The sequence below is a fragment of the Coprococcus sp. BIOML-A2 genome, from assembly GCF_009875795.1.
GTDB classification, from domain to species: Bacteria; Bacillota; Clostridia; order Lachnospirales; family Lachnospiraceae; genus Coprococcus; species Coprococcus aceti.
In genome coordinates this window covers 117,104-139,636 of sequence record NZ_WWSI01000005.1, presented here as the reverse complement: position 1 = coordinate 139,636, position 22,533 = coordinate 117,104, and the positions used below count along the sequence as shown (strand labels likewise).

The following is a 22,533-nucleotide window of genomic DNA, read 5'->3' as shown; positions in this document are numbered from 1 at the left end:
ATGAAGAACGTAAAATTAATAGCATCCGACATGGATCACACACTGCTTATGGAGAATGGAAAACTCCCGGATGGTTTCTTTGATTACATTGATAGGCTGGATGAGAAAGGGATTCGTTTTGTTGTAGCCAGCGGAAGACCTATGTACACCCTGAGGGACATGTTCGGAGACAAGATGGATAAGATGGTGGTCATCGGGGATAACGGTGCGGCTATTTCCAATTGCGGCAAGATCATATACAAGAGCCTGATGGATGTGGAAGAGTACCAGAGTATGATACGCTTTGTGGAAGACGAGACGGATGGTGTTGCTGTACTGTGTGCCCTATCCGGAGCATATGTCCTGAAAAAATATGAGAAGTATGCGAAGTTTTTCAAAGCATTTCTAAGTAATCTTGTGTTTGTTGATGATATGAGAAGCCTTGACGTCGAGTCCAATAAGTTTACGATATTTGCTCCGGATAAGGATGCCGCTGTGAAGTACAAAGAGATCTACACGCCACGTTTTGGAGATAACTTCTCAGTCACTGTGGGCGGAAGAGAATGGATCGACATCATGAATAAAGGTATCAATAAGGGAATGGCCATGAGAAAGATCGGAGAACTTTTAGGTATTGATACCAGTGAGATGATGGCATTCGGCGACAACTTCAACGATGCGGAGATGCTGAAGACGGTATATTACAGCTATATCGTGGCAAATGCGCAGCCTGGCATGGAGAAGTTTGCAAGATTCCGCGCCCCATCCAATGAGGAACGGGGAGTGCTACAGGTTATGGAGCAGGTGCTGGCAGCCAACTTGTAGGCGGAGTATAGAAACAGACATAAATAATGGATAGGAATCAAAGACTCAGTCTCTTATTAACAGGGGCTGGGTCTTTTAATATATTGATAATGTAAGCAGTGACCACTAAATCTTAATATTAAATGTAATAAGATTGTAAGATGTGGATGTTAGAATAAAACCATCAAGTAGATCAGACAAAGAAATGGCAGAAAATGAAAAAGGAATGAAAAGGAAGAGGTATCATGAATATATTATCAACCCACAATCTTACAAAGACATACGGAACAGGAGACAATGTCGTGCATGCGCTTACAGATGTGTCACTTGATATTGAAGAGGGAAAATTTGTATCTATCATAGGCAGTTCGGGAAGCGGAAAGTCAACACTTCTAAATCTCTTAGGAGGTCTCGACAGGCCAACATCAGGAGATGTTATACTGGACGGCAAAGCTATTTTTGAAATGGACGATGAGGCACTTACGATATTCAGAAGACGAAAGATAGGATTTGTCTTCCAGAATTACAACCTGGTGCCAATATTAAATGTGTATGAGAATATAGTGCTTCCGATCGAGCTGGATGGAACAAAGATAGACACTGCGTATGTAGATAAAATTATGGATGTGCTCGGCTTGTCGGAAAAGAAATTTTCCATGCCGAACCAGCTGTCAGGAGGCCAGCAGCAGAGGGTTGCGATAGCCAGAGCGCTGGCAGCAAAACCTTCTATCATATTGGCTGATGAGCCGACAGGCAATCTGGACAGCAAGACCAGCATGGATGTCATTGCACTGTTAAAGCTGACTGGTAAAGAGTTTGCACAGACGATAGTGATGATCACTCATAATGAAGAGATAGCAACCATGGCAGACCAGATGATACGGATCGAAGATGGCAGGATCTTCTCAGCAGGAGTACCAGATGGGGGTGAGAAGGATGCTTAGAAACAATAACCAGGCGGCGGTGAACAAGATATATCATCGAATGTTAAAGCAGAATAAAGTGCGAAATGTAATTGTTATTCTGGCGATCGTTCTCACAACTTTTATGTTCACGGCTGTATTTACATTGGGATTTTCCATAGCTAAAAATCTTAACCAGATGCAGCTCAGACTTCAGGGAACAAGATCTTCTATATATATGGAGCATCCATCTGAAGGTCAGATAAATGATATAAAGTCCTGTCCGTCACTTCTTGCGGCGGGAATACAGATTGATGCACAGACGGTAAGCACGGAATCAGGCAAGTACAGTTATCTGCTTCAGTATGATGATGACACGGAATTTAATGAGAATCTGAAACCTGCCATAACCGATATAAATGGCAGTTATCCGAAGAATGAGAATGAGATAATGCTCACAAAACAGATACTTGACAATATGGGGATCACGTCGCCGAAGGTAGGTCAGAACGTTACTTTGGTGATGGATGGTGAGAGGAAAAATTTTGTGCTCTCAGGCTGGTACACAGGATTTGCCAAGAGCAGCGTATGCCTGGTGTCAAAGAAATATGTGGATTCCCAGGGAATAGATATGCAGAAGGATGGACGTGTCAGTATCTCCGCAAAGGAGGGCAAGGGTGATAAACTCCAAGATGAACTTGAGAAGAATGTTACTTTGAGACAGGACCAGAAGTTTGACGTGAAATATGATGTTCAGTCTGAAAATGGTTCAAACCGTGTTTTTATAGCTATAAGTATAGGCATTATAGCTCTTATGATACTCCTTAGTGGATATCTTCTTATATATAATGTAATGTATATATCTGTTACAAAGGATATAAGATTCTATGGAATGCTGAAGACCATCGGAGCCACGATGTCCCAGATACAGAAGATAGTGAAAAAACAGGCACTATATCTGGCTTGTGTAGGAATTCCGATAGGGGTACTCCTTGGAACGGCGGTGTCATTTGGCGTTGTTCCTCTTGCTATGAACATGCTGTCGGTAGACAGGGAAGCTGCACTTTCATCGGCGGTCAGTTTCAATCCGGGAATATATGTATTTTCCGTGGTATTTGCATTTGCAACTGTATTTATAAGCGCAAGGAAACCGGCAAAATATGCCGGGAAGATATCTGCAATCGATGCTATGAAATATGCTGGAAATATATCGGGAACAAGATATAAGTCCACCAGTGGAGGAAGGCCCTGGAAGATGGCATGGAGGAATGTGTTTCGTGAAAAAAAGAGAAGTATACTTGTGTTCGCATCAATATTCATGGGTTCAGTTACATTTCTGTGTGTGAATACATTTATATCATGCATGGATGCGGACAGTTATATAGAGCACTATCTTCACAATGATTATGTGCTATATGGCGACGGCGAATCAGATAACTCTAAGCCTCAGGCGACCATGGCAGATATCGCGGATCAGATGCAAAGCATTCCGGGTATGGGTACTGTAGAGGTGGACAGAAGCGCAAATGTAAGACTGCCATTTGATGCTGAACTTTATGCACCGTTTATTGAGACCGAGGATGACCCGGAATCTCTTGCGACATTTTATGAGACAACGACCAACAGTGAGGCACAGTATGGGGCACCGCTGATATCGGTCAATTCAGATATGATAAAGCTCTACAACAAAACTGCCAGACAGAAGATTGATATAGATGCATTCGAAAAAGGAGAGGTATGTCTGATAGGTTATGTAGATTCCATATCAGCGTCGGAGCGGATGACGGATAAGACTCTGACACTTGTAAATGACCAGACGGGCAGGAAGAGACAGATCACAGTTGGTGCAGCCATGATGAGAACAGAGCAGTCAGCAATCACCGCTGGGTATTATTGGACACTTGGTGGAGCTCCGGAGGCGATATTTGTGAGTGATGCGGTGATGGATGATCTGTTCCCGGATGCGGAGATCTCATGCATCATTGCGGATGCGGAGACAGGAAAAGAATCAGAAGTGACACCATATGTACAGCGCATCGTAAAGGAAAATCCAGTCATAGCCGGTAGTGATATCAAGTCGGTGGAGGGCTCGGAATTCAAGAAGTCTATGCTGTCGCTTGAGGTGATAGGCGGTGGAATGTCGATCATATTGATACTTATCGGAGTGGTGAATTATATCAATGTCATGATCACCGGTGTATATACGAGAAAACTGGAACTGGCAGTGCTTGAGAGCGTTGGAATGACAAAGAGGCAGATACGTAATATGCTTATGTACGAGGGCATGTTTTATGGTATTATAACAACAGTACTTATTGTGACACTTGGAAGCCTTATGATGTATGGAGCTGGCCGGCTAAGTGTGAATATAGCCGATTATGCAGTATTTCATTATCCGTATGCACTTGTTGCCGGAGTCGTTGTTGTGCTGTTTGCTATATGCATTGTGGTTCCGGCGATGGTGTTCAGACTTGTGACAAAAGATACGGTGACAAGCCGGCTGAGAGAAGCATCATAGATATTGGGCAGACCGGGAGTCGTGAAAATGATATGGAATCAGCATGTAATTGATAGGAGAAAGTATGAAACGTATTTTGGTCGTGGAGGATGATGTGATCATATGTGGAGGTGTGAAGTTATTCCTTGAAAAGATGGGATACGAAGTTGAAACTGCGTACTCATGCAAGGAGGCGGATGGCTGTCTGGAACATGGCTTCGATCTGATATTGCTTGACAGAAACCTTCCCGATGGAAGGGGGCTTGACTATTGCAGAGAACTGAGAAAAAGTACAAATGTCCCGATCATCTTCCTCACGGCAAGAGATACGGAGGCTGATATGATAGAGGGGTTCCGGGCCGGCTGCGATGACTATATAGCGAAGCCGTTTTCCGTGGAACTTCTGTATCAGCGGATAGAGGCAGTCCTTCGAAGAAGTGAAAATGCACTGGATGGGGTAAAGCGCGAACGTTTTCATTATGGGGATATGAGTGTTGACTTTGAACGGATGCAGGTGTACATATCGGATGAACCGATAAAGCTGTCCGTTATGGAATACAGGATACTGGAACTGCTGATAAAAAATAAGGGGCGCGTTCTCACAAGGGATATGATCATACAGAAGATTTGGGATGACAATGAAAATTATGTGGATGAGAACACGCTGAATGTGCATATCAGGAGACTGCGTCAGAAGATAGAAAAGGATGCCGGCAATCCGGAGTATGTGATCACGGTGTTTGGAATTGGATATACATTTGGCGAGACATAGGCAGGGGTAGATAACAGAGATAATATGGATAAATATATTGAAAACTATGGTAAATATACGAAGAGAGTGAGGATGCTGTATGTATGCTCACTTCTTTTGTTTGTGTTTTTAGCAGTATTTGAGTATGTATGTTCAGGAAAAATACTTGCGGCCATAGGCGCACTGGCGTGTGGTGTAGTTATGTATGTTGTCATAAAGTTGCTGCAGAAGGCAGATGATGACTTTATTTCGGAGGTCGTGGCAGCTATGTCGGATCTTTTGGACAATCTCTCTGAGCTGAAACGGCAGCAGGTATTTCCGGAAAATGATGATTCGCTGGTATCAAGGCTGCAGAGCAAGGTTGACAAGATAATCGATGCACTGAAACTTCAGAATTCCAGAGAGAGGCTGGAGCATGAGAATATTAAGGGACTGGTATCGGATCTTTCCCATCAACTGAAGACACCAATATCGAACCTGAGGATGTACACGGATTTTCTGAAAAATCCGGATATAAGTGATGATGAGCGTACTAGGTACTTGCAAGTCCTTGAACTGGCGGTGGATCGCTTGTCATTTCTTTCGGAGAGTATGATAAAGGTATCCAGACTGGAAAGCGGACTTATCAATCTCGATGTGAAAAGCCAGAGTATAAATGACACTGTGCTGCAGGCAGTGAAAGATGTATATGTGAGTGCGAAAAATGCCGATATAACTATCAGATATGATGAACAGGTGAAATGTGATATACAGCATGACAGAAGATGGACTGCGGAAGCGTGTTTCAATCTTTTGGATAATGCGATAAAATACGGAAAAACTGGAAGTGAGATAGTCCTGTCGGTCAGAAAACTAGGACTCACGGTTGAAATCAGTGTGACAGATGAGAATGAACCAATAGGAGAGGATGAGCGTACACATATATTTGAGAGATTTTACCGTGGCAGAAATTCCGGTGACAAGGATGGCGTTGGAATAGGTCTTTATCTGTCAAGGGAGATCATAGAAAAACAGGGCGGAATGTTAAGTGTTATTTCCCAAAAGGACGGTAACAAGTTCGTGATCGTGCTGCAGAGCCGATGAATGGAATAATGGCATGATTATATATAAAGGAGTACATATGATTTACACATACCCGGATTATTATAAGAAATTCAGCTGCATAGCGGACAAATGCCCGGACACATGCTGCGGCAAATGGCAGATAGTGATAGATGATGATTCGTTGGAAAAATATGAGGATTATAATGGTGAGTACAGGGATGAGCTGCGCCGCAAGGTAAATTGGAAAGAAGGCGTTTTCAGACACGGCAGAAGTGGAAAGTGTGCATTTCTGCGGGATGACATGCTGTGTGATCTGTATATACACATGGGTAAGGAACGCCTTTGTACCACCTGCAGGGAGTATCCGAGACATACGGAGGAATTCGAGAATGTGCGCGAGGTTTCGTTATCACTTTCATGTCCTGAGGTGGCACGTATACTGATGAACATCACGGATAAGGTTACATTTGTGACCGAGGAAGACGATGAGGACGAAGTGTTCGATGACTTTGATTATTTCCTGTATTCCAATCTGGAGGATATCCGGGAGGCGATACTGAATGTCATTCAGGACAGAAGTGTGGACATACGGAGCAGAATAGAGCGGGTGATTCAGATCGGTGCGTCGGCTCAGAGACACTATGACGAGGGCGACCTTGTCATGTGGTATGAGTGTGAGGAGCAGGATAAGCCACAGATCCACGGAGACCATGAAGAGTATATGTTACTTCAGAAGCAGGCTATGTTTCTCATTGAAGATCTTGAACTCCTGTATGATGACTGGGAGGATGTGCTCATTGAGTCGCAGGAGCTTTTGTTTGGACAGGGTGAGGAAGCTTTTGCCGGCAACAGGAAGAGGTTTGATGCATGGTGGAGAAATCACGGTGGGTGTGCCCCTCATATGACATTGGACATATTCCTTGAACAGATCATAGTCTACTTCATATCGATCTACCTTCTCGGCGCAGTGTATGACGACAATATATCCGGCAAGGTGAACGCATGCGTCGGACATGCGGTTGAACTCTATATGCTACTCATGGCGAGATGGCTCAGAAATGGTGAGACTCTGTCGGTGGATGATCTCATAGAGCTCTCTTACAGATATTCCAGGGAGATAGAGCATTCGGACGAGAATCTTGAACAGGTTGAGGTTCTAGATTGGTTTGGTCTGTAAATAAAAAAGCAAGCATCGTTATATCAGAAACAGGTGCTTGCTTTTTGTCATGTGTGGGAATAGTTATATTTTCTCAAGATCCTTATACTGCTCCAGTGCAGGACTTTCGTCGCCGACATACCAGTAGTCGCAGCAATCACCGCCAAGAGCCTCGGTCTGTGTACGGATCAGGCGGGCGTGCATGACCTCCGCAAGGTAGTGGTCAGTTCTGCACAGATAAGGGAGCAGATCTGCATAGCCGTGCTCCTTCGCATGCTTGGCTATAGGGCAGCCGATCAGATGGAAGCAGAACCCTTCAGTCCTGCCATCTGGGTTGATCTCAACTTTCCAGCTATCCATCCATTCTCCTTTAGCCTGGTGTTCCTGTTGCATTTTGTTGAACTTCACATAGGTTTTTTCAAATACTTTGTATGGCCAGTTGCTCTTGTTGCCATTGACAATTTTTCCAAGGAATTTCATCTTCTCAGTAGATTCCCGTTTGATCGTGAGAAGAACCTCGCCGTCAAGCCTGTGATCGCTTGCCTCATAAAATGATATGATGGTGAACCAGTCATACATATTGGCCGCCATCATATTTTTGCCGAGATCCGGCATGTCCCTGCGCATAAATTCCCTGTAATATTCATCAGCCTTTTTGAATATATCATCCGCCTTGGACGGAAGATTTTCTTTGCAGTATTTTTCATAGAGCTTTGCATAGCTCGATACTGAATATGCCCATTTCATCTCATTTATCTCCCATAACCTGATGCCAGCCTAGAATCCGCAGTGGTGTGGCTGACAAATTTAATTTAACTATTGGGTTAGAATATACTAACTGGATAAATTTTATCATATAAAGTTCAGGATAACAAACAATAATGTATTGAAAATTTTTGTTAAGTTGGGGAAAATATATATCTATAGAAAAACAATATAAAAACATTTGCATATAGTGAAAACAAATAATATAGTGATGACATTTAATGGCAAATATGATATAGTTTGTTATTATATTATTAAGTAGTCGTGGATATTGAGATAAAGACAAAAAATGATGGATAATCAAGTATTATCGATCATTTTTTATAATTCCTTTACTAAATTAGAGGTGCAAATATGATAACATGGGAAAATATAAATAATAAAGAATTTGAAAATTTGGCATTTGAATATATGGTAAGTAATTATCCAAATTTAAGATGGGAAAAAACAAAAATGACAAATGACGGTAATAAAGACGGAGAAAGTGTAATTTCCTATTTACCTTTTAATACAACTATAAAATATTGGTATGAGGCAAAATACTCCGTAAACACTAATAAAAGTATACCAAAGAGTCATTTAGATTCAACGTTAGTTTCTAGTTTGTTGGATGGGCATGTAGTTGTAATTGCGTTTATCACTAATGCATATATTAGCGATGATTATAAAAGACGTGCGGACATCTTTGCTAGTAATAGAGATAACCTAAAAATCTATTATATAAATGGGGAAGAAATAGAAAGTTGGTTATCAGATAACCCTACAATCGAAGATAAATATTTTCATACAAATTGTGCCCAGAAATATTACATTGAAGACAAAATAGAAACTGTATGTTTCTTAGATAAATATGATTGTGGAGATAACAGATTTTTAAAACTATCTTCTATAAAATTGCGAAATGAATATCTTATATATGTTAGGTTTAAATCTTCTAAAGACCAAAATGTTGGTATTGTACTTGATGATGCTTTTGAATCTACGTCATGTTATATGAATATATATAAAGAACTATCTGATTGGAATGTAAAAAAAGGTGATAATTCATTGTTTTTACCAGTTAAAGTCATCATATCTAAACCTGAATATGTAATAAAAATAAAGATCTGTTCAGAAGTAAAAAACTATATAATAAAAGATATAAAAACATTAGACCTATATACTCCACAACTATTCATCTCATCTCAAATGGCAATATTAAATGATATAAATTTATTTATTAATTCAAATACATCGAATAATTTATTCTTTTTGATTGTTGGTAATGCAGGTAGTGGAAAAACATATTTATTAAACCAAATTCGTAACAATGTAACACAGCCATTTTCTTCAATTCTTTTAAATTTTTCTGGAAACGAGGAAAAAGATTTTTTATTGTGCTACAAATTATTTATTTTCTGCCAATTTGGGAATATATGGGAACTTAAGATAGAAGACTTAGAAAGATCTATAGTATTTAACAAGCGACCTGCAAAAAGATGCTTCTTGTAAAAAGGACCAAAAGTACTTCCTGCACACTGTATTCTGTTATTTTGAGGCCAAATTAATAAAGGTTGTACGCAAGCAACATTTTCAAGCATTAATGCATCAAGCATTTTACTAAAACATTCCTTTTCAGCAAAAACATCAGTATTAATAAAGTATAAGATATTGTTTTGAGCTTGTTTAACTGCATAATTATTTGCTTTTCCATATCCCAATTTTTTGTCAGAAATATATACCTTTATATTAGGGGTTTGTTTACTCAAATTTTTTATATAGGTAATAATATTGCAGTTTGTAATAGCATCTAAAATAACTATTATTTCTGAATTTAGAGCAAATTCATCTTGTAATAAGTGTTCAAAAAAATTATTTAACATTTCAAAAGAAGAATCTATTGAAATAATAAAACTAACATCCGTTTTCATATAAATTTTCTCCTTTAAATAAAATTTATTTTCATAATGAAGATAAAGGGAAATATACAAGAATATATTGATAATACTTGATTATCCGTATAAATACCACCTCTGCCGAGGTTGATTAAAGGCGCAAAATGAAAACAAAGCATATCCCTCGAAAGATAATATGCTTTGCTCACATAACTAAATATTAAAATTATTTCTCGGATGTTTAGTTGCCAAAATACTTCGCTGTTTAGCCAACGCAACGTGAGTATAAATCTCAGTGATGTTGATGGAGCTGTGCCCCAGCATTTCCTGAATATAGCGGATGTCCACATCAGCTTCCAGCAGACTGGTTGCAAAAGTATGTCTGAACATATGTGGAGTTATGTGTAGATCGATTGCGGCAAGAGCGGTATATTTATTTATCATTCTGCGGACAGTCTGATCGGTCAGTGACCGACCGGATTGATTTGCAAAGAAGTGATTGCAATTCATTATCTCGGAATGAAAATCAACTTCATATTTGTTCAGTATACTTATGACAGACGGATTTCCTATCTGAAGTCGGCGCTCTTTATCACCCTTGCCATATATAAGGATGCTTCCATCGTACAGGTTGATATCGTTGACTTTCAGCGCACAGAGTTCAGAAATTCGCATGCCGGTTGCAAATAAAAGTTCAATAACGGCTGCGTCTCTCAGAGAATTCCTTCTTTGATAGATAGTTTTGGCACAATTAAGCTGTTCATAAATGGTGGACAAAATTGTTTCAACGGTGTGAAGTGGAATGGTCTTGGGTAATATTACGGGCTCTCGAAATTTGAGCTGCAGTTTATTGAACGGATTTCTATCCAGGATTTCCTTGTATTCAAGATAGTGAAAAAATGCTTTTGCAGATGCAATTTTACGTTTTACGGTCTTGGGCTTGTATTTATTATGAAGTTCACCGATGTAATCCTCCAATATACTGGTGGAAACGTCGGTGATGTCAGATGAGCAAAGATAGTCTGAGAATTGCTTTAGATCGATCTTATACGCTTTCAGAGTTTTTTCATCAAGGCATTTCTGTTTACCACAGTATTCCAAATAGTTTTTTATCAATGTTTGCATGTTGTCCATAGTTGATCTCCTTTGTATGTATTTGTCAGAATTATATGGTACAGGAAAAACGTAGGAAAGTAATTGAGACTGCTAAATATGGCGTAAATAATAAAAAATACGGGAATCAAGTAGTACTTAAGGTGTAACTATGATAAAATTATTATGGTAATTGTGAAGATATCAAACATGTTCGTGAAGATGGAAGTGAATATTGGAGTGCGAGAGAACTTGGCCCGGCACTTGATTATGTACAGTGGAGAAATTTTGAAAAGGTAATAAAAAGAGCGATGATTGCATGTGAGAATAGTGGACATAGGGTTTCTGACGATTTTGCTGAGGTCAGCAAAATCGTTGAAGCAGGAATTACGTCGAAACCAACAAGAGATTACGAATTATCCCGATATGCATGTTATTTGGTAGTACAGAATGGAGATCCACGTAAGGAAGTCATAGCTTTAGGTCAGACATATTTTGCAATACAGACATACAGACAGGAAGTCGCTGATCATTTTAATGAGTTGGATGAGGATAATAGGAGACTGGTGGTTCGGGGCGATATCAAGCAGTGGAATCAGATGTTGGCAGAGACTGCTCATAATGCTGGAGTAATAACAAATGAAGAATTTGCTTTTTTCCAAAATGCAGGTTATATGGGTCTGTATGGAGGACTTGATGTAGACGATATCCATTCAAGAAAACAGTTAGAAGTTGGGCAAAAAATACTTGACTATATGGGAAGTACGGAGTTGATCGCAAACTTGTTTCGTATATCTCAGACAGAAGAAAAGTTGAGGAAAGACAAAATACAAGGCGCTGATAAGGCAACATCAGTTCATTATAATGTTGGAAAAGAAGTGCGCACTGCCATAGAAAAGATTGGTGGCACGATGCCTGAAGATCTTCCAACGCCAGAAAAAAGTATTCAACAGATCGAGAAAGAACAAATGGAACGATTAAAGTTGAAGGCGAAGAAAGGAAAACTAATGCTTGATGAATGAGCGCTGGACTATTTGGCGATATTGGAAAGCACAAGCATTATATGTCCTGACCAGACATTTACTCAGAATTTACTTTCAGATGGTGTTGACATTTACAGAAATAAGTCTAGTATATGTTCGATATGAAGTATGATATTGGAGGATAGATATGGGCAGTTATGTAATATCGGACATCCACGGATGTTATGACGAGCTGATCCGGATGCTTGAGAAGATAAATTTAGAAGACAGTGACACTCTGATATGTGCCGGGGATTATGTGGATAAGGGACCAAAGAACGCTGAGGTGCTGGAATGGATAATGAATGTTCCGCCAAATGTCATTCTGCTACGAGGCAATCATGATGAGGACTTTGCACAGAATATAGAGGCGATGAGGATCATCAGCTACAAAATGGATCTTGACAGGGATAGCCTGCAGGACACGAAAACTTTGTACCGGTCGATGAAGAAGCTTGCGAAAAAAGATTCCAGCGTAAAGTTTGACCGCTGTGAGACGGTATATGAGCTGATAGAATCCGGATATACTTTCTCGCGGTTATGTGCAGTGGCGGACCTGATAAAGAACATGCCGTATCTATATGAAACGAAAGTGTCTGGCAGAAAATGCATAGTAGTTCATGCCGGATACATCAGGAGACTTGATACGCCGGAACTTAAGACCAGGTACAGCTCAAGGGAAGAGTTCTATATGAACGCCAGGGGTGATGGATTTACAGATGGCGGCATCATGCACGGCATGGTAGTGGCGGGGCATACTCCAACGATCAAAGAGGAGGAGTTTGCATATAATGATGGATGGGTATTTCGAAGGTATGACGAGGAGCGGGACTTTTTGTTCTATGACATTGACTGTGGATGCTGGATGAGATATACAGGGAAAAAGAACGCAAGACTTGCATGTTTCAGGCTCGAGGATGAAAAGACGTTTTATGTGTGAGGTTGTGAAGTCCTGAATTAGTGGACTTCACAAATTTTTCACAAAATTTATTAGCACTCGGTGTTGACGAGTGCTAACAGAAGTGGTATAACATAATCAGTCAAAGGAAAGAGCTTCTAAATAGAAATTAACGATAAGCCTTGAAGCGATCCTTTGAAAAGAAAACGAAATTATTAACATGTATATACCTGATGCGATAAAGGCAGAGGGGATAGATATTGGAAGGAGAGATGACTTATGTTAATGCCTAGTATTATTGGAGATAGCTTTTTAGATGATTTCTTTGGATATCCTGAGAGGACTTATACAGCACCAAAGCAGACGCAGATGAATGGATTTATGCAGGCTGATGTAGCCGAGAGCGAGGATGCCTACACAGTTGAGATGAATCTTCCAGGAGTTAAGAAAGAGAATGTGAAGATAGAGCTCAAGGATGGATATCTGATCGTGAACGCTTCTACAAAGAGTGAGACTACAGAGGAGGATAAGAAGACAAAGTACATCCGCAAGGAGCGTTACAGTGGCTCAGGCAGCAGAACCTTCTATGTTGGCAAGGATCTGACTCAGGAAGATATCAAGGCCAAGTTTGAAGACGGAGTGCTTAAGCTCACAGTTCCAAAGATTGAGAAGAAACCGGAAGAGCCAAAGTCAAAGTATATAACAATTGAATAACATACGATAGACAGATTACTTTCATTTGTATATAAAAGTCCGGCACAGGAACCTCCCTCCTGTGCCGGATTTTTTGTGGCATCATTGTTGATTGACAACCTTAACTCACAGATTATAATGGGAATAAGCATAATTACAAACAAGACAAGGAGATGTATGACATGAGATACAAGGCAGCGATATTTGATATGGATGGAACAATACTCAATACTCTGGAGGACCTGACAGACAGTACAAACTATGCACTTGCTCATCATGGATTCCCTGAGAGAACTATAGATGAGGTTAGAAGATTTGTTGGGAATGGCATACGAAAGCTCATTGAGAGAGCTGTGCCGGCGGGAACTGATGTGGCAACGATAGATAAGGTGTTTGATACATTTGCTTCTTATTATAAGGAGCACAGTGCCATCAAGACCAGACCATATGACGGAATACATGATGCCATCGCAAAGCTCAGGGCAGCAGGTGTGAAGACTGCGGTTGTGTCCAACAAGGCGGATTTCGCAGTTCAGGATCTGTGTGTTGACTACTTCCCTGATATGTTTGACTTTGCACTTGGAGAGAAAAGCGGAATTGCAAAGAAGCCTGCACCTGACATGGTGGAGGAGTGCCTCAGAACGCTTGGTCTTGAGAAGAAGGATGTCGTGTATATAGGTGACTCTGATGTGGATCTTGCCACAGCAAGAAATTCTGGAACGGATGTCATCATGGTTGGCTGGGGATTCAGAGACGAGGAGTTCATCATGAGCCTTGGTGCACCATTTGTCATACATGAGACACAGAAGATCGTTGATATAGTATTGGGAGAGTAATGGATGCTTACATATTCATTTGACGACAGAGGGATGGATTTCCTCTATGAGCATTTGTACAAAGAGATAAAAAATGACATATTGATGGGAAATCTTAAAGCCCATGAGAAGCTGCCGTCAAAGAGGGCGCTTGCAGCTCATCTGAATGTGAGCGTCGTCACAGTGGAAAACGCCTACAGTCAGCTTCTGGCGGAGGGGTATATTTACTCAAAGCCGAAGAGTGGGTTCTATGTGTGTGATGTGAAGGCCGAGGACGCGGATGTTGTGGGAGTGCGCAATGCCTGCTATACCAGTGGATCGGAAGACCATGTGACAGAGCATTCTCATGTGATCAGGGAACACGCAGAATCCCCTGGCCAGAACGGATTCTTTGCCGACTTTGTAAACAATTCCACCCTCAGTGAGAACTTTCCATTTTCGACATGGACGAAGCTCATGAGGGAGACGATGATGGATGACCGGGAAAAGCTTATGAAGAGATCACCATCGGGTGGTATATTCGAACTCAGAAAGGCCATTGCGGATTATCTCTATCAGTTCAGGGGGATGTCTGTAAGCCCGAACCAGATCATAGTCGGTGCGGGAACGGAATATCTGTATGGTCTTATCATACAGCTTCTCGGCAGGGACAGCGTATACGGTGTGGAGAATCCGGGATATCAGAAGATACAGCACATATACGATGCATATCAAGTGAAATGCTGTTATATAGACATGGATGAGAGCGGTGTCAACATAGATTCGCTAGAGCGGTCCGGGGCTGATGTGGTGCATATATCACCGTCACACCATTTCCCTACGGGAACTGTCACTCCGGCGAGCAGGAGATATGAACTGCTGGGCTGGGCGGCAAAGCAGGAGGGCAGATATATCATAGAGGATGAATATGACAGTGAATTCCGTCTGGTTGGAAATCCAATCCCGGCGCTTCAGAGTATAGACGCATCTGATAAAGTCATTTACATGAATACATTTTCAAAAAGTTTGTCATCAACCATACGAATAAGCTACATGGTATTGCCAATACCGCTCATGGTAAGGTATAATCATGTACTAAGCTTTTATGCGTGTACGGTGTCGAATTTTGATCAGTATACACTCACAAGGTTTATCCAGGAGGGGTATCTGGAAAAGCACATCAACAGGATGAGAAAGTTTTACAGGAACAGCAGGGACAGGATACTTGGTTGTATCAGGAGCCACAGGCTGTATCCGCAGGTAACGATAAAGGAAGAGAATGCAGGTCTTCATTTCCTTATGGAGATCGACACGTCATACACGGACAGAGAGATGGTGGACAGGGCTGCCGCGGCAGGAATCAACATATCCAGCCTCAGCCAGTACTGCCACGGAAAAGAGCAGGAGGACAGCCACACACTGGTTATCAATTATTCGGGCATAGAAGAAGACATAATAGAGGAGGCCTGTGACAGACTTCTTGAGAGTGTGGTGCGCTTGACGACATAGCATGCAGACGCCGCGCGGAGCGCATTTCATGCGTTTGCAGGAATTTTTCGTAAGGAGGACAACGGATGAAGATATCATTTGATTCACTTGAGGAGCAGAATATTCAGAACTTTAAGGGCGGCGAAGGCGTATTCAAGCCACGCATGCACGTAGGCAATTACAACAAGATCATGAGGGCAACACTTCCAGCAGGAAGTTCTATAGGACTTCACACACATGACACCAACAGCGAGATCATTTTTATCATCTCAGGAGTTGGAACCATGGAGTATGACGACACCATGGAGATACTCAATCCGGGCGACTGCCATTATTGCCCACCGGGACACAGCCATAGTCTGAAGAACAACGGCGATGAGGATCTGGTGTTCTATGCTGTAGTGCCAGAGCACAACTAGAAGAGAATAATATAAGAAAATAAAAAAGAGGTTCTCCCAATCAATGTAACTGGAATACATCTGGAATTCCGGGTGCGCATCAGAATATGGAGATCTCTTTTTTATTTGTTATCAAGTGATTAACTTGATATATATGCGCTAATTCATGTCACATCTAGAAAAGCCTCTGATAAATGTAACAGTTTTAGTGAAGATTTCAGATACTTTTAATGTTTCGATAGATCAGTTGATACTTGGCAGAAACAGAGAGGTGGGGGCCTTGGATAGTAAACATGTAAGAGAGGGAGAACAGTGTAAAGAAGCAATAATTCATAGAATGCTAAAATTAAATTATTTTGATGGTGAAAAAAAGATAAGAAAGGTGCTAACTTTATAATACTATCACTGGATAGACTGTTTTAATGTAGTTTACATAAATTTTACGCGCTTGCATATTGAAAAACACGATATAAAATGCTAATATAATAGCAAGTTTATAATGATGAGGCTTAAAGCTAGTAGATACACATATGTGTGTCTGCTGGCTTTTCTTGCTTTTTACATAGATTTTACATTTCGTTTACTGCATGTGGATAGCGGCCATTTCCTTATGTGGATATGCTTGTTTAAGATGAGATTTACATAAGGAGGAAAGAAACACAGTGGACGAAAGAGTTAAGATAGTATTTGGATTGCTGGGAGGACTTGCCATGTTCCTATATGGAATGAATAGCATGAGCGATGCACTTCAAAAGGCAGCAGGAGAAAGGATGAAGAGAATATTGGGATTCCTTACCAAGAATCCTTTGATGGGAGCTTTGGCGGGAGCACTTGTAACCGCAGTTCTCCAGAGCAGTTCGGCGACTACGGTCATGGTCATCGGATTTGTAAGTGCAGGACTCATGAGTCTGCCACAGGCTATATCAGTAATATTTGGAGCAAATATAGGAACGACCATGACGGCACAGCTTATGGCGTTCAAGATCAGCAATTACATATATCCGATCATATTTATAGGTTTCATTATGAACTTTGTGTTCAAGAAGGAAAAGATCAGAAATGTTGGTATGGTCATATTCTCATTTGGACTTCTCTTTGAAGGTATCGAGGTCATGGGTGGTGTTATGAAACCACTTGCCAGCAGTGCGATATTTGTGGATCTGATGGGCAAGGTGTCAGAGATACCGGTTCTCGGAGTTGTACTTGGCGCAGTTATGACCTTGGTTGTACAGAGTAGTTCGGCGACCATTGCGGTACTTCAGAACTTTGCGTCACAGCCTGGACCTGACGGAATACACAGTGTCATAGGTCTGGCAGGGGCGATACCTATCCTTTTTGGAGATAACATTGGAACAACCATCACAGCGCTTCTGGCATCCATAGGACAGTCCAAGAATGCCAAGAGAACAGCCATCGCGCACAGTACATTCAATATCACAGGAACCATACTTTTCATGTTCCTTATAAGACCGCTGGCTGCATTTGTGCAGTGGATATCACCGAAGGGCGATGAACTTGACATCATATCAAGACAGATAGCAAATGCGCATACCACGTTCAATGTGGCATGTACACTTATCTGGCTGCCTCTGATACCTGTTATGGTGAAGATAGTTAAGTTCATCATCAGGGGTGAGGACAAGAAAAATTCAGAGGGCTTTGTAGCCAAATACCTCGATGATAAAGCTATGTCACAGCCGGCGGCAGCTATCTACATGGCCGCAAAAGAGATATCAAGACTGTCGGTTCATGCGGGCAAGATGATAGAGGCTATGAAAAATGCTATAGAGAAGAGAAATATTACAGATATCCGAGACAAATATGTGGATGAGCATGATAAGGTCAAGGAGCTTCAGGATATAATAGTTGATTTCATCACAAAGCTGATATCTAGTGGTAACCTTACCGAGAAACAGGCAGAGCAGGCGGCAGGCCTCATGGTGGTCAGCAACAATATAGAGCGTATAGCAGACAGGTGCGATGAGGTGGATGGCCTGTATAAAAAGATCCTGGACAATGGACAACTGCTGTCGGATGCTGCGATAACTGACCTGACAGCGTGTATGGATATGACAGAGAAGCTTTTCAGTGAGTCAATGAATGCAATAATTACTGGAGACAGTGAAACTCCTGACAAGGTTGCCGCAGACAAGAAGAAGATAAGAAAGCTCCAGAGACAGGCAGGTAAGGCTCATCTCGCAAGAGTCAAGAAAAACACCTGCGTGAGAAGCCTGACAGCGGATTATTCAGCACTCCTTTACAGCATGGACCGTATGGCGGACAACTGCATATCCATTGCGGAAGAGGCAATCGACGATTTCACATTTGACAAACTTGATATAGAGAATATGGATAGCGACAGTGAAGTCATGGTGAAGGCAGGTGCTCAGGCATGACAAAATACAAATGTGAAAGAACGTATATTGACAGTAATATAGACAGGAGCTGCAAAAGGGACAGATACTGGAAAATGATTGGCAAATTTCTTGCAATGACTGCACTGGGTTCTCTGTTACTCACAGGATGTGGCGCCAAAGTGGACGTTCCGGATATGTCATCCATGGGTACGATAAATGTGGTTTCCAGAGAGGAAGGTTCCGGTACTAAGACGGAATTTGACAATCTTGTAGGTACCGATGCTACGGGAACAAACACTGTTGCAGATTCCACAGATAAGGTCATATCGGAAGTTGCTTCTGACAAAAATGCGATAGGTTATATAGCTTACAGTGCGGAAAATAACAGTGGTGTAAAGGCGCTGGATGTCGATGGTGTAGCTCCGGATGCGGCATCTATAGAGAAGGACAAATATCCTCTGTGCAGGGATTATATATTGGTGTATAACGGAGAGTTGTCAGCTGTGGCAAAGGATTTCATGGCTTATGTGAAGTCAGCGGGGCAGGCAGTGGTTGCGGACTACTGTGTTCCGGTAAAAAAGAGCGAGACATTCCTGTCAGACAAGTCTGGTGGTACGGTGGAGATACATGGTTCTACATCGGCAGCTCCGATCGTATCTAAGCTGGCAGAGGAATACATGAAGATCAATCCGGCAGCGAAGATCTTGGTCACAGAGTCGGATTCGACACAGGGACTCAATGATGCGCTTCAGGGCAGATGTGACCTTGGAATGTCATCCAGAAGCCTTCAGCCGTACGAGAGCGAGCTGCTCACATCATATGTATTTGGACGTGATGCGATTGCTGTGATCGTAAACAGTGAGAATACGCTATCTGACATATCGGTGGATATGCTGAAGAAGATATATGATAAGAAGTATACTGCCTGGAGCGATTTGAGATGATTACCACAATAAGGAACAGCAACTCACATGGGTGCATATAATGAGTCTGCTCCTATGATGAGAGGGATAGTCATATGGCTATCCGTCTTGTTGTGTATGTATAGAATAAATGTGTATGTATAGAATAAAACAGATAGAAAGAGGACAGGCAATTGGTAAACTGGCTGATCAGACTGATAAGAAAAATAAAGAACAGAAAAGGAGAATATGAAGAAATGGCACAGGATACAAATATAAGTACAATAAAGGGCGTATACGTCAACAGAGAGATTTCATGGCTCAAGTTTAATGAGCGTGTGCTGGAGGAGGCACAGAATGAGAATTCACCGCTTTGCGAGAAATTGTCATTTCTGGCAATATATCAGTCAAATCTTGATGAATTCTTCATGGTGAGAGTTGGTTCTCTGGAGGATCAGAAACTTTTGACCGGAGATCAGAGGGAGAACAAGACAAAGCTCAGCCCACAGGAACAGATTGATGCGATCCTTGAGAATGTCACAAAGCTCAATGCGATCAAAGACAACATATATGAGAATCTCATGAAAGATGTTGAGACGGAGGGGTTTAGACTGGTAAGGTACGCAGACCTGTCGAAGGCTGACGCAAAGTATCTTGACAGTTATTTTGCGCAGGAGATACTTCCGCTGCTCTCAGTGATGATCGTTGGAAGAAAACAGCCATTCCCATTCCTCAAGAACAGAGAGATATATGCCCTTGCCATACTTGAGAGAAAGGGCAAGAAGAAACTCGGTATCATACCTTGTGAGAGTGGCATGCTTCCAAGACTTGTGGCACTTCCGGGCGTGCCTGGAACCTATATACTTTTGGAGGAGCTTATCCTTCACTATGCTCCAGGGCTTTTCAAGGGCTACAAGGTTCAGGAGAAGACTCTCATGAGGATCACCAGAAATGCCGATATCGACGTGAGCAAGGTGTATGATGAAGACCTCAACTATAGAGATCAGATGGAGCAGGTTGTTAAGCTTAGAAAGAAACTTGCTCCGGTCAGAATAGAATTTACAAGAGATATATCACAGAAGATGGTGGGCGAGGTGTGTGATTACTGTGAGCTTGACGAAAAACATGTATTTTATTCAAAATCTCCGCTGGATCTGTCATTTGTATTCCAGATACAGGATAAGCTCAGGGACAGACAGGAGCTGTTCTTTGAGAAGAGAGTGTCACAGCAGTCACCGGATCTTGATGTGATGAAGCCACTTATACCTCAGATACTTGAGAAGGATGTGCTTCTCTCATATCCGTATGAGAGCATCAGACCGTTCCTGAATCTCCTTCAGGAGGCAGCAAGAGATCCAAAGGTAAATGCAATCAGGATGACACTTTACCGTCTGGCAAAGAACTCCAAGGTGGTGGAGGCTCTTGTTGAAGCTGCTGAGAACGGTAAGCAGGTTGAGGTACTTGTGGAACTCAAGGCAAGATTTGATGAGGAAAATAACATAGAGTGGAGCCGTACCCTCGAGGACGCGGGCTGTCATGTTGTGTATGGTGTGGATGGTCTCAAGGTACACTCAAAGCTTTGTCTTATAACCAGAAAGGATGGAGGCAGGATCCAATACATAACACAGATAGGAACGGGCAATTACAATGAGAAGACATCGAGACTCTACACAGATCTGTCACTTATGACTGCAAATGAGGATATTGGTAAGGATGCCATGAAAGTGTTCCAGTCAATCCTCATCGGCAATACAGTCAGCCATGCTGATCACCTGCTTGTGGCTCCTGAATGCCTGCAGGCTCCGGTCATCAAGATGATAGATGATGAGATAACCATAGCAAAGGATGGTCAGCCTGCGTATATCGGTGTTAAGATCAATTCTCTCACTGACAAGAAGATCATCGACAAGCTGGTTGAGGCATCGAAGGCGGGAGTTAAGGTTGAACTTATAGTAAGAGGAATATGCTGTCTGCTGGCGGGAATCCCCGGAGAAACGGAGAATATACATATAAGAAGTATTGTTGGACGTTTCCTTGAGCATTCAAGAATATATATGTTCGGAACCCCTGACAGAGACAAGATATATATAGCTTCAGCAGATTTTATGACACGTAACACTCTCCGCCGTGTGGAGGTTGCTACACCTATATATGATGATAAGATCAAGCAGCGTATCAGAGATATGTTTGGACTTATGATGAAGGATAACATGCAGGCACGCATACAGCAGCCTGATGGCACCTACTTGAAACAGAACCGCGATGTTGAGGAGATAAACTCACAGGAACAGCAGTATGCAGATGCCTATGAGAGGGCACGTCAGTAGGCGCATTGCATAGTGAGACTGCGCAAAAGTAGCAAAGGCATTTGCTTTCTGAGGACAGATATGTTAGAATCTGTAAAAATCAAAGATAAAAATAACGTGCAGATTACGGACCGAAAAGGATAACGACTGTGCATGCTTTGGCATGCCGGCTGTTATCCTTTTTGTGTTTTATAGTGATTGCGGATAAGGAGAAGTGCATGTATCTGATGATAGACAATTTTGATTCATTTGTGTATAACCTGAAGGCGTATTTCGAAGAGATGGGAAGATGTGTGACCGTAAAAAGGTGCGATCGGATATCTCTGCATGATGTGGAAGATCTGGAGCCGGAGGGCATAATACTTTCACCGGGACCTGGGCGGCCATGGGAGGCAAAAATGTGTGTGGATGTTGTGAACATGTATAAGGGAAAGATTCCGATACTTGGAGTCTGTCTTGGACATCAGATACTTGGGTATTGTGCGGGCGCCATTGTTGAAAAAGGAAAGATGCCAATGCATGGAAAGGTGACAGAGATACATACCTGTGGAACAGGTCTGTTCGCGCGGCTGCCGGAAAGCTTTCATGTCACAAGGTACCACTCATTGGTAATAAATGGCAGTAGTCTGCCGGATGATTACCAGGTGGATGCTATATCCGAGGATGGTGCAGTTATGGGAATATCACACAGAAGGCTGCCGTTGTACGGGGTGCAGTTTCACCCGGAAGCGGTACTTACGGAGTATGGTCATGATATATTGTATAATTTTTGTATAGCGGCGGAGAAGTTTAATTGCAGATAAGGAGTCAT

General features: G+C 41.9%; 20 protein-coding genes. 17 read left to right on the top strand and 3 right to left on the bottom strand.

Features of this window, described 5'->3' with window-relative positions:
* The 6 genes from GT575_RS11405 to fliB all read left to right on the top strand — a co-directional run bounded on the left by GT575_RS11405 (position 1) and on the right by fliB (position 7,154).
* Complete coding sequence (locus tag GT575_RS11405; protein WP_004850024.1) at positions 1 to 804, top strand: HAD family hydrolase; 804 nt, start codon at positions 1 to 3, stop codon at positions 802 to 804.
* 224 nt (positions 805 to 1,028) lie between these two features.
* Positions 1,029 to 1,727, top strand: coding sequence for an ABC transporter ATP-binding protein (locus GT575_RS11400; protein WP_022058355.1), 699 nt, complete (start codon positions 1,029 to 1,031; stop codon positions 1,725 to 1,727).
* Positions 1,720 to 4,203 carry an ABC transporter permease gene (locus GT575_RS11395; RefSeq protein ID WP_022217323.1) on the top strand — a complete coding sequence of 828 codons (2,484 nt, stop codon included), beginning with the start codon at positions 1,720 to 1,722 and terminating at the stop codon, positions 4,201 to 4,203. Before GT575_RS11400 ends, GT575_RS11395 begins: the two co-directional genes overlap by 8 nt.
* A 64-nt stretch (positions 4,204 to 4,267) precedes the next feature.
* Entirely contained in the window at positions 4,268 to 4,954 is a 687-nt protein-coding gene (locus tag GT575_RS11390; protein ID WP_161172037.1) for a response regulator transcription factor, read from the top strand.
* A gap of 24 nt (positions 4,955 to 4,978) precedes the next feature.
* Complete coding sequence (locus tag GT575_RS11385) at positions 4,979 to 6,016, top strand: sensor histidine kinase (protein WP_161172036.1); 1,038 nt, start codon at positions 4,979 to 4,981, stop codon at positions 6,014 to 6,016.
* 37 nt (positions 6,017 to 6,053) lie between these two features.
* Positions 6,054 to 7,154, top strand: a complete 1,101-nt coding sequence (gene fliB, locus GT575_RS11380; protein WP_161172035.1) for a flagellin lysine-N-methylase — start codon at positions 6,054 to 6,056, stop codon at positions 7,152 to 7,154.
* A gap of 63 nt (positions 7,155 to 7,217) precedes the next feature.
* On the opposite strand, the gene GT575_RS11375 is transcribed toward fliB, so the two are convergent.
* Positions 7,218 to 7,880: an L-2-amino-thiazoline-4-carboxylic acid hydrolase gene (locus GT575_RS11375; RefSeq protein ID WP_161172034.1), complete on the bottom strand. Its 663-nt coding sequence runs from the start codon at positions 7,878 to 7,880 to the stop codon at positions 7,218 to 7,220.
* A gap of 372 nt (positions 7,881 to 8,252) precedes the next feature.
* Here GT575_RS11375 and GT575_RS11370 point away from each other — a divergent pair, with 372 nt between their 5' ends.
* Entirely contained in the window at positions 8,253 to 9,389 is a 1,137-nt protein-coding gene (locus tag GT575_RS11370) for an ATP-binding cassette domain-containing protein (RefSeq protein ID WP_161172033.1), read from the top strand.
* Here GT575_RS11370 and GT575_RS11365 read toward each other — a convergent pair.
* Complete coding sequence (locus GT575_RS11365; RefSeq protein ID WP_161172032.1) at positions 9,278 to 9,808, bottom strand: glycosyltransferase family 2 protein; 531 nt, start codon at positions 9,806 to 9,808, stop codon at positions 9,278 to 9,280. The genes GT575_RS11370 and GT575_RS11365 overlap by 112 nt on opposite strands.
* A 177-nt stretch (positions 9,809 to 9,985) precedes the next feature.
* On the bottom strand, positions 9,986 to 10,906 hold the full coding sequence (locus GT575_RS11360) for a tyrosine-type recombinase/integrase (protein WP_022216262.1): 921 nt from the start codon (positions 10,904 to 10,906) through the stop codon (positions 9,986 to 9,988).
* Between the two features lie 161 nt (positions 10,907 to 11,067).
* On the opposite strand from GT575_RS11360, the gene dinD reads away from it, so the two are divergent.
* From dinD to GT575_RS11310, 10 genes are all read left to right on the top strand, one after another.
* Positions 11,068 to 11,886, top strand: a complete 819-nt coding sequence (gene dinD / locus GT575_RS11355; protein WP_055273773.1) for a DNA damage-inducible protein D — start codon at positions 11,068 to 11,070, stop codon at positions 11,884 to 11,886.
* A gap of 148 nt (positions 11,887 to 12,034) precedes the next feature.
* Positions 12,035 to 12,826: a metallophosphoesterase gene (locus GT575_RS11350; RefSeq protein WP_055273771.1), complete on the top strand. Its 792-nt coding sequence runs from the start codon at positions 12,035 to 12,037 to the stop codon at positions 12,824 to 12,826.
* Between the two features lie 237 nt (positions 12,827 to 13,063).
* Complete coding sequence (locus tag GT575_RS11345) at positions 13,064 to 13,498, top strand: Hsp20/alpha crystallin family protein (RefSeq protein ID WP_022215836.1); 435 nt, start codon at positions 13,064 to 13,066, stop codon at positions 13,496 to 13,498.
* A gap of 161 nt (positions 13,499 to 13,659) precedes the next feature.
* Entirely contained in the window at positions 13,660 to 14,313 is a 654-nt protein-coding gene (locus GT575_RS11340; RefSeq protein WP_243147884.1) for an HAD family hydrolase, read from the top strand.
* A gap of 3 nt (positions 14,314 to 14,316) precedes the next feature.
* Entirely contained in the window at positions 14,317 to 15,780 is a 1,464-nt protein-coding gene (pdxR, locus tag GT575_RS11335) for a MocR-like pyridoxine biosynthesis transcription factor PdxR (RefSeq protein WP_161172030.1), read from the top strand.
* A 65-nt stretch (positions 15,781 to 15,845) separates the two neighbouring features.
* Positions 15,846 to 16,178 carry a cupin domain-containing protein gene (locus GT575_RS11330; protein WP_004850052.1) on the top strand — a complete coding sequence of 111 codons (333 nt, stop codon included), beginning with the start codon at positions 15,846 to 15,848 and terminating at the stop codon, positions 16,176 to 16,178.
* A gap of 641 nt (positions 16,179 to 16,819) precedes the next feature.
* Complete coding sequence (locus GT575_RS11325) at positions 16,820 to 18,553, top strand: Na/Pi cotransporter family protein (protein ID WP_161172029.1); 1,734 nt, start codon at positions 16,820 to 16,822, stop codon at positions 18,551 to 18,553.
* Positions 18,550 to 19,458 carry a substrate-binding domain-containing protein gene (locus GT575_RS11320; protein ID WP_055146540.1) on the top strand — a complete coding sequence of 303 codons (909 nt, stop codon included), beginning with the start codon at positions 18,550 to 18,552 and terminating at the stop codon, positions 19,456 to 19,458. Before GT575_RS11325 ends, GT575_RS11320 begins: the two co-directional genes overlap by 4 nt.
* A gap of 215 nt (positions 19,459 to 19,673) precedes the next feature.
* Positions 19,674 to 21,743: a polyphosphate kinase 1 gene (gene ppk1 / locus GT575_RS11315; protein WP_161172028.1), complete on the top strand. Its 2,070-nt coding sequence runs from the start codon at positions 19,674 to 19,676 to the stop codon at positions 21,741 to 21,743.
* A gap of 197 nt (positions 21,744 to 21,940) precedes the next feature.
* Positions 21,941 to 22,525 carry an anthranilate synthase component II gene (locus GT575_RS11310; protein WP_015533771.1) on the top strand — a complete coding sequence of 195 codons (585 nt, stop codon included), beginning with the start codon at positions 21,941 to 21,943 and terminating at the stop codon, positions 22,523 to 22,525.
* Positions 22,526 to 22,533: the final 8 nt, after the last annotated feature.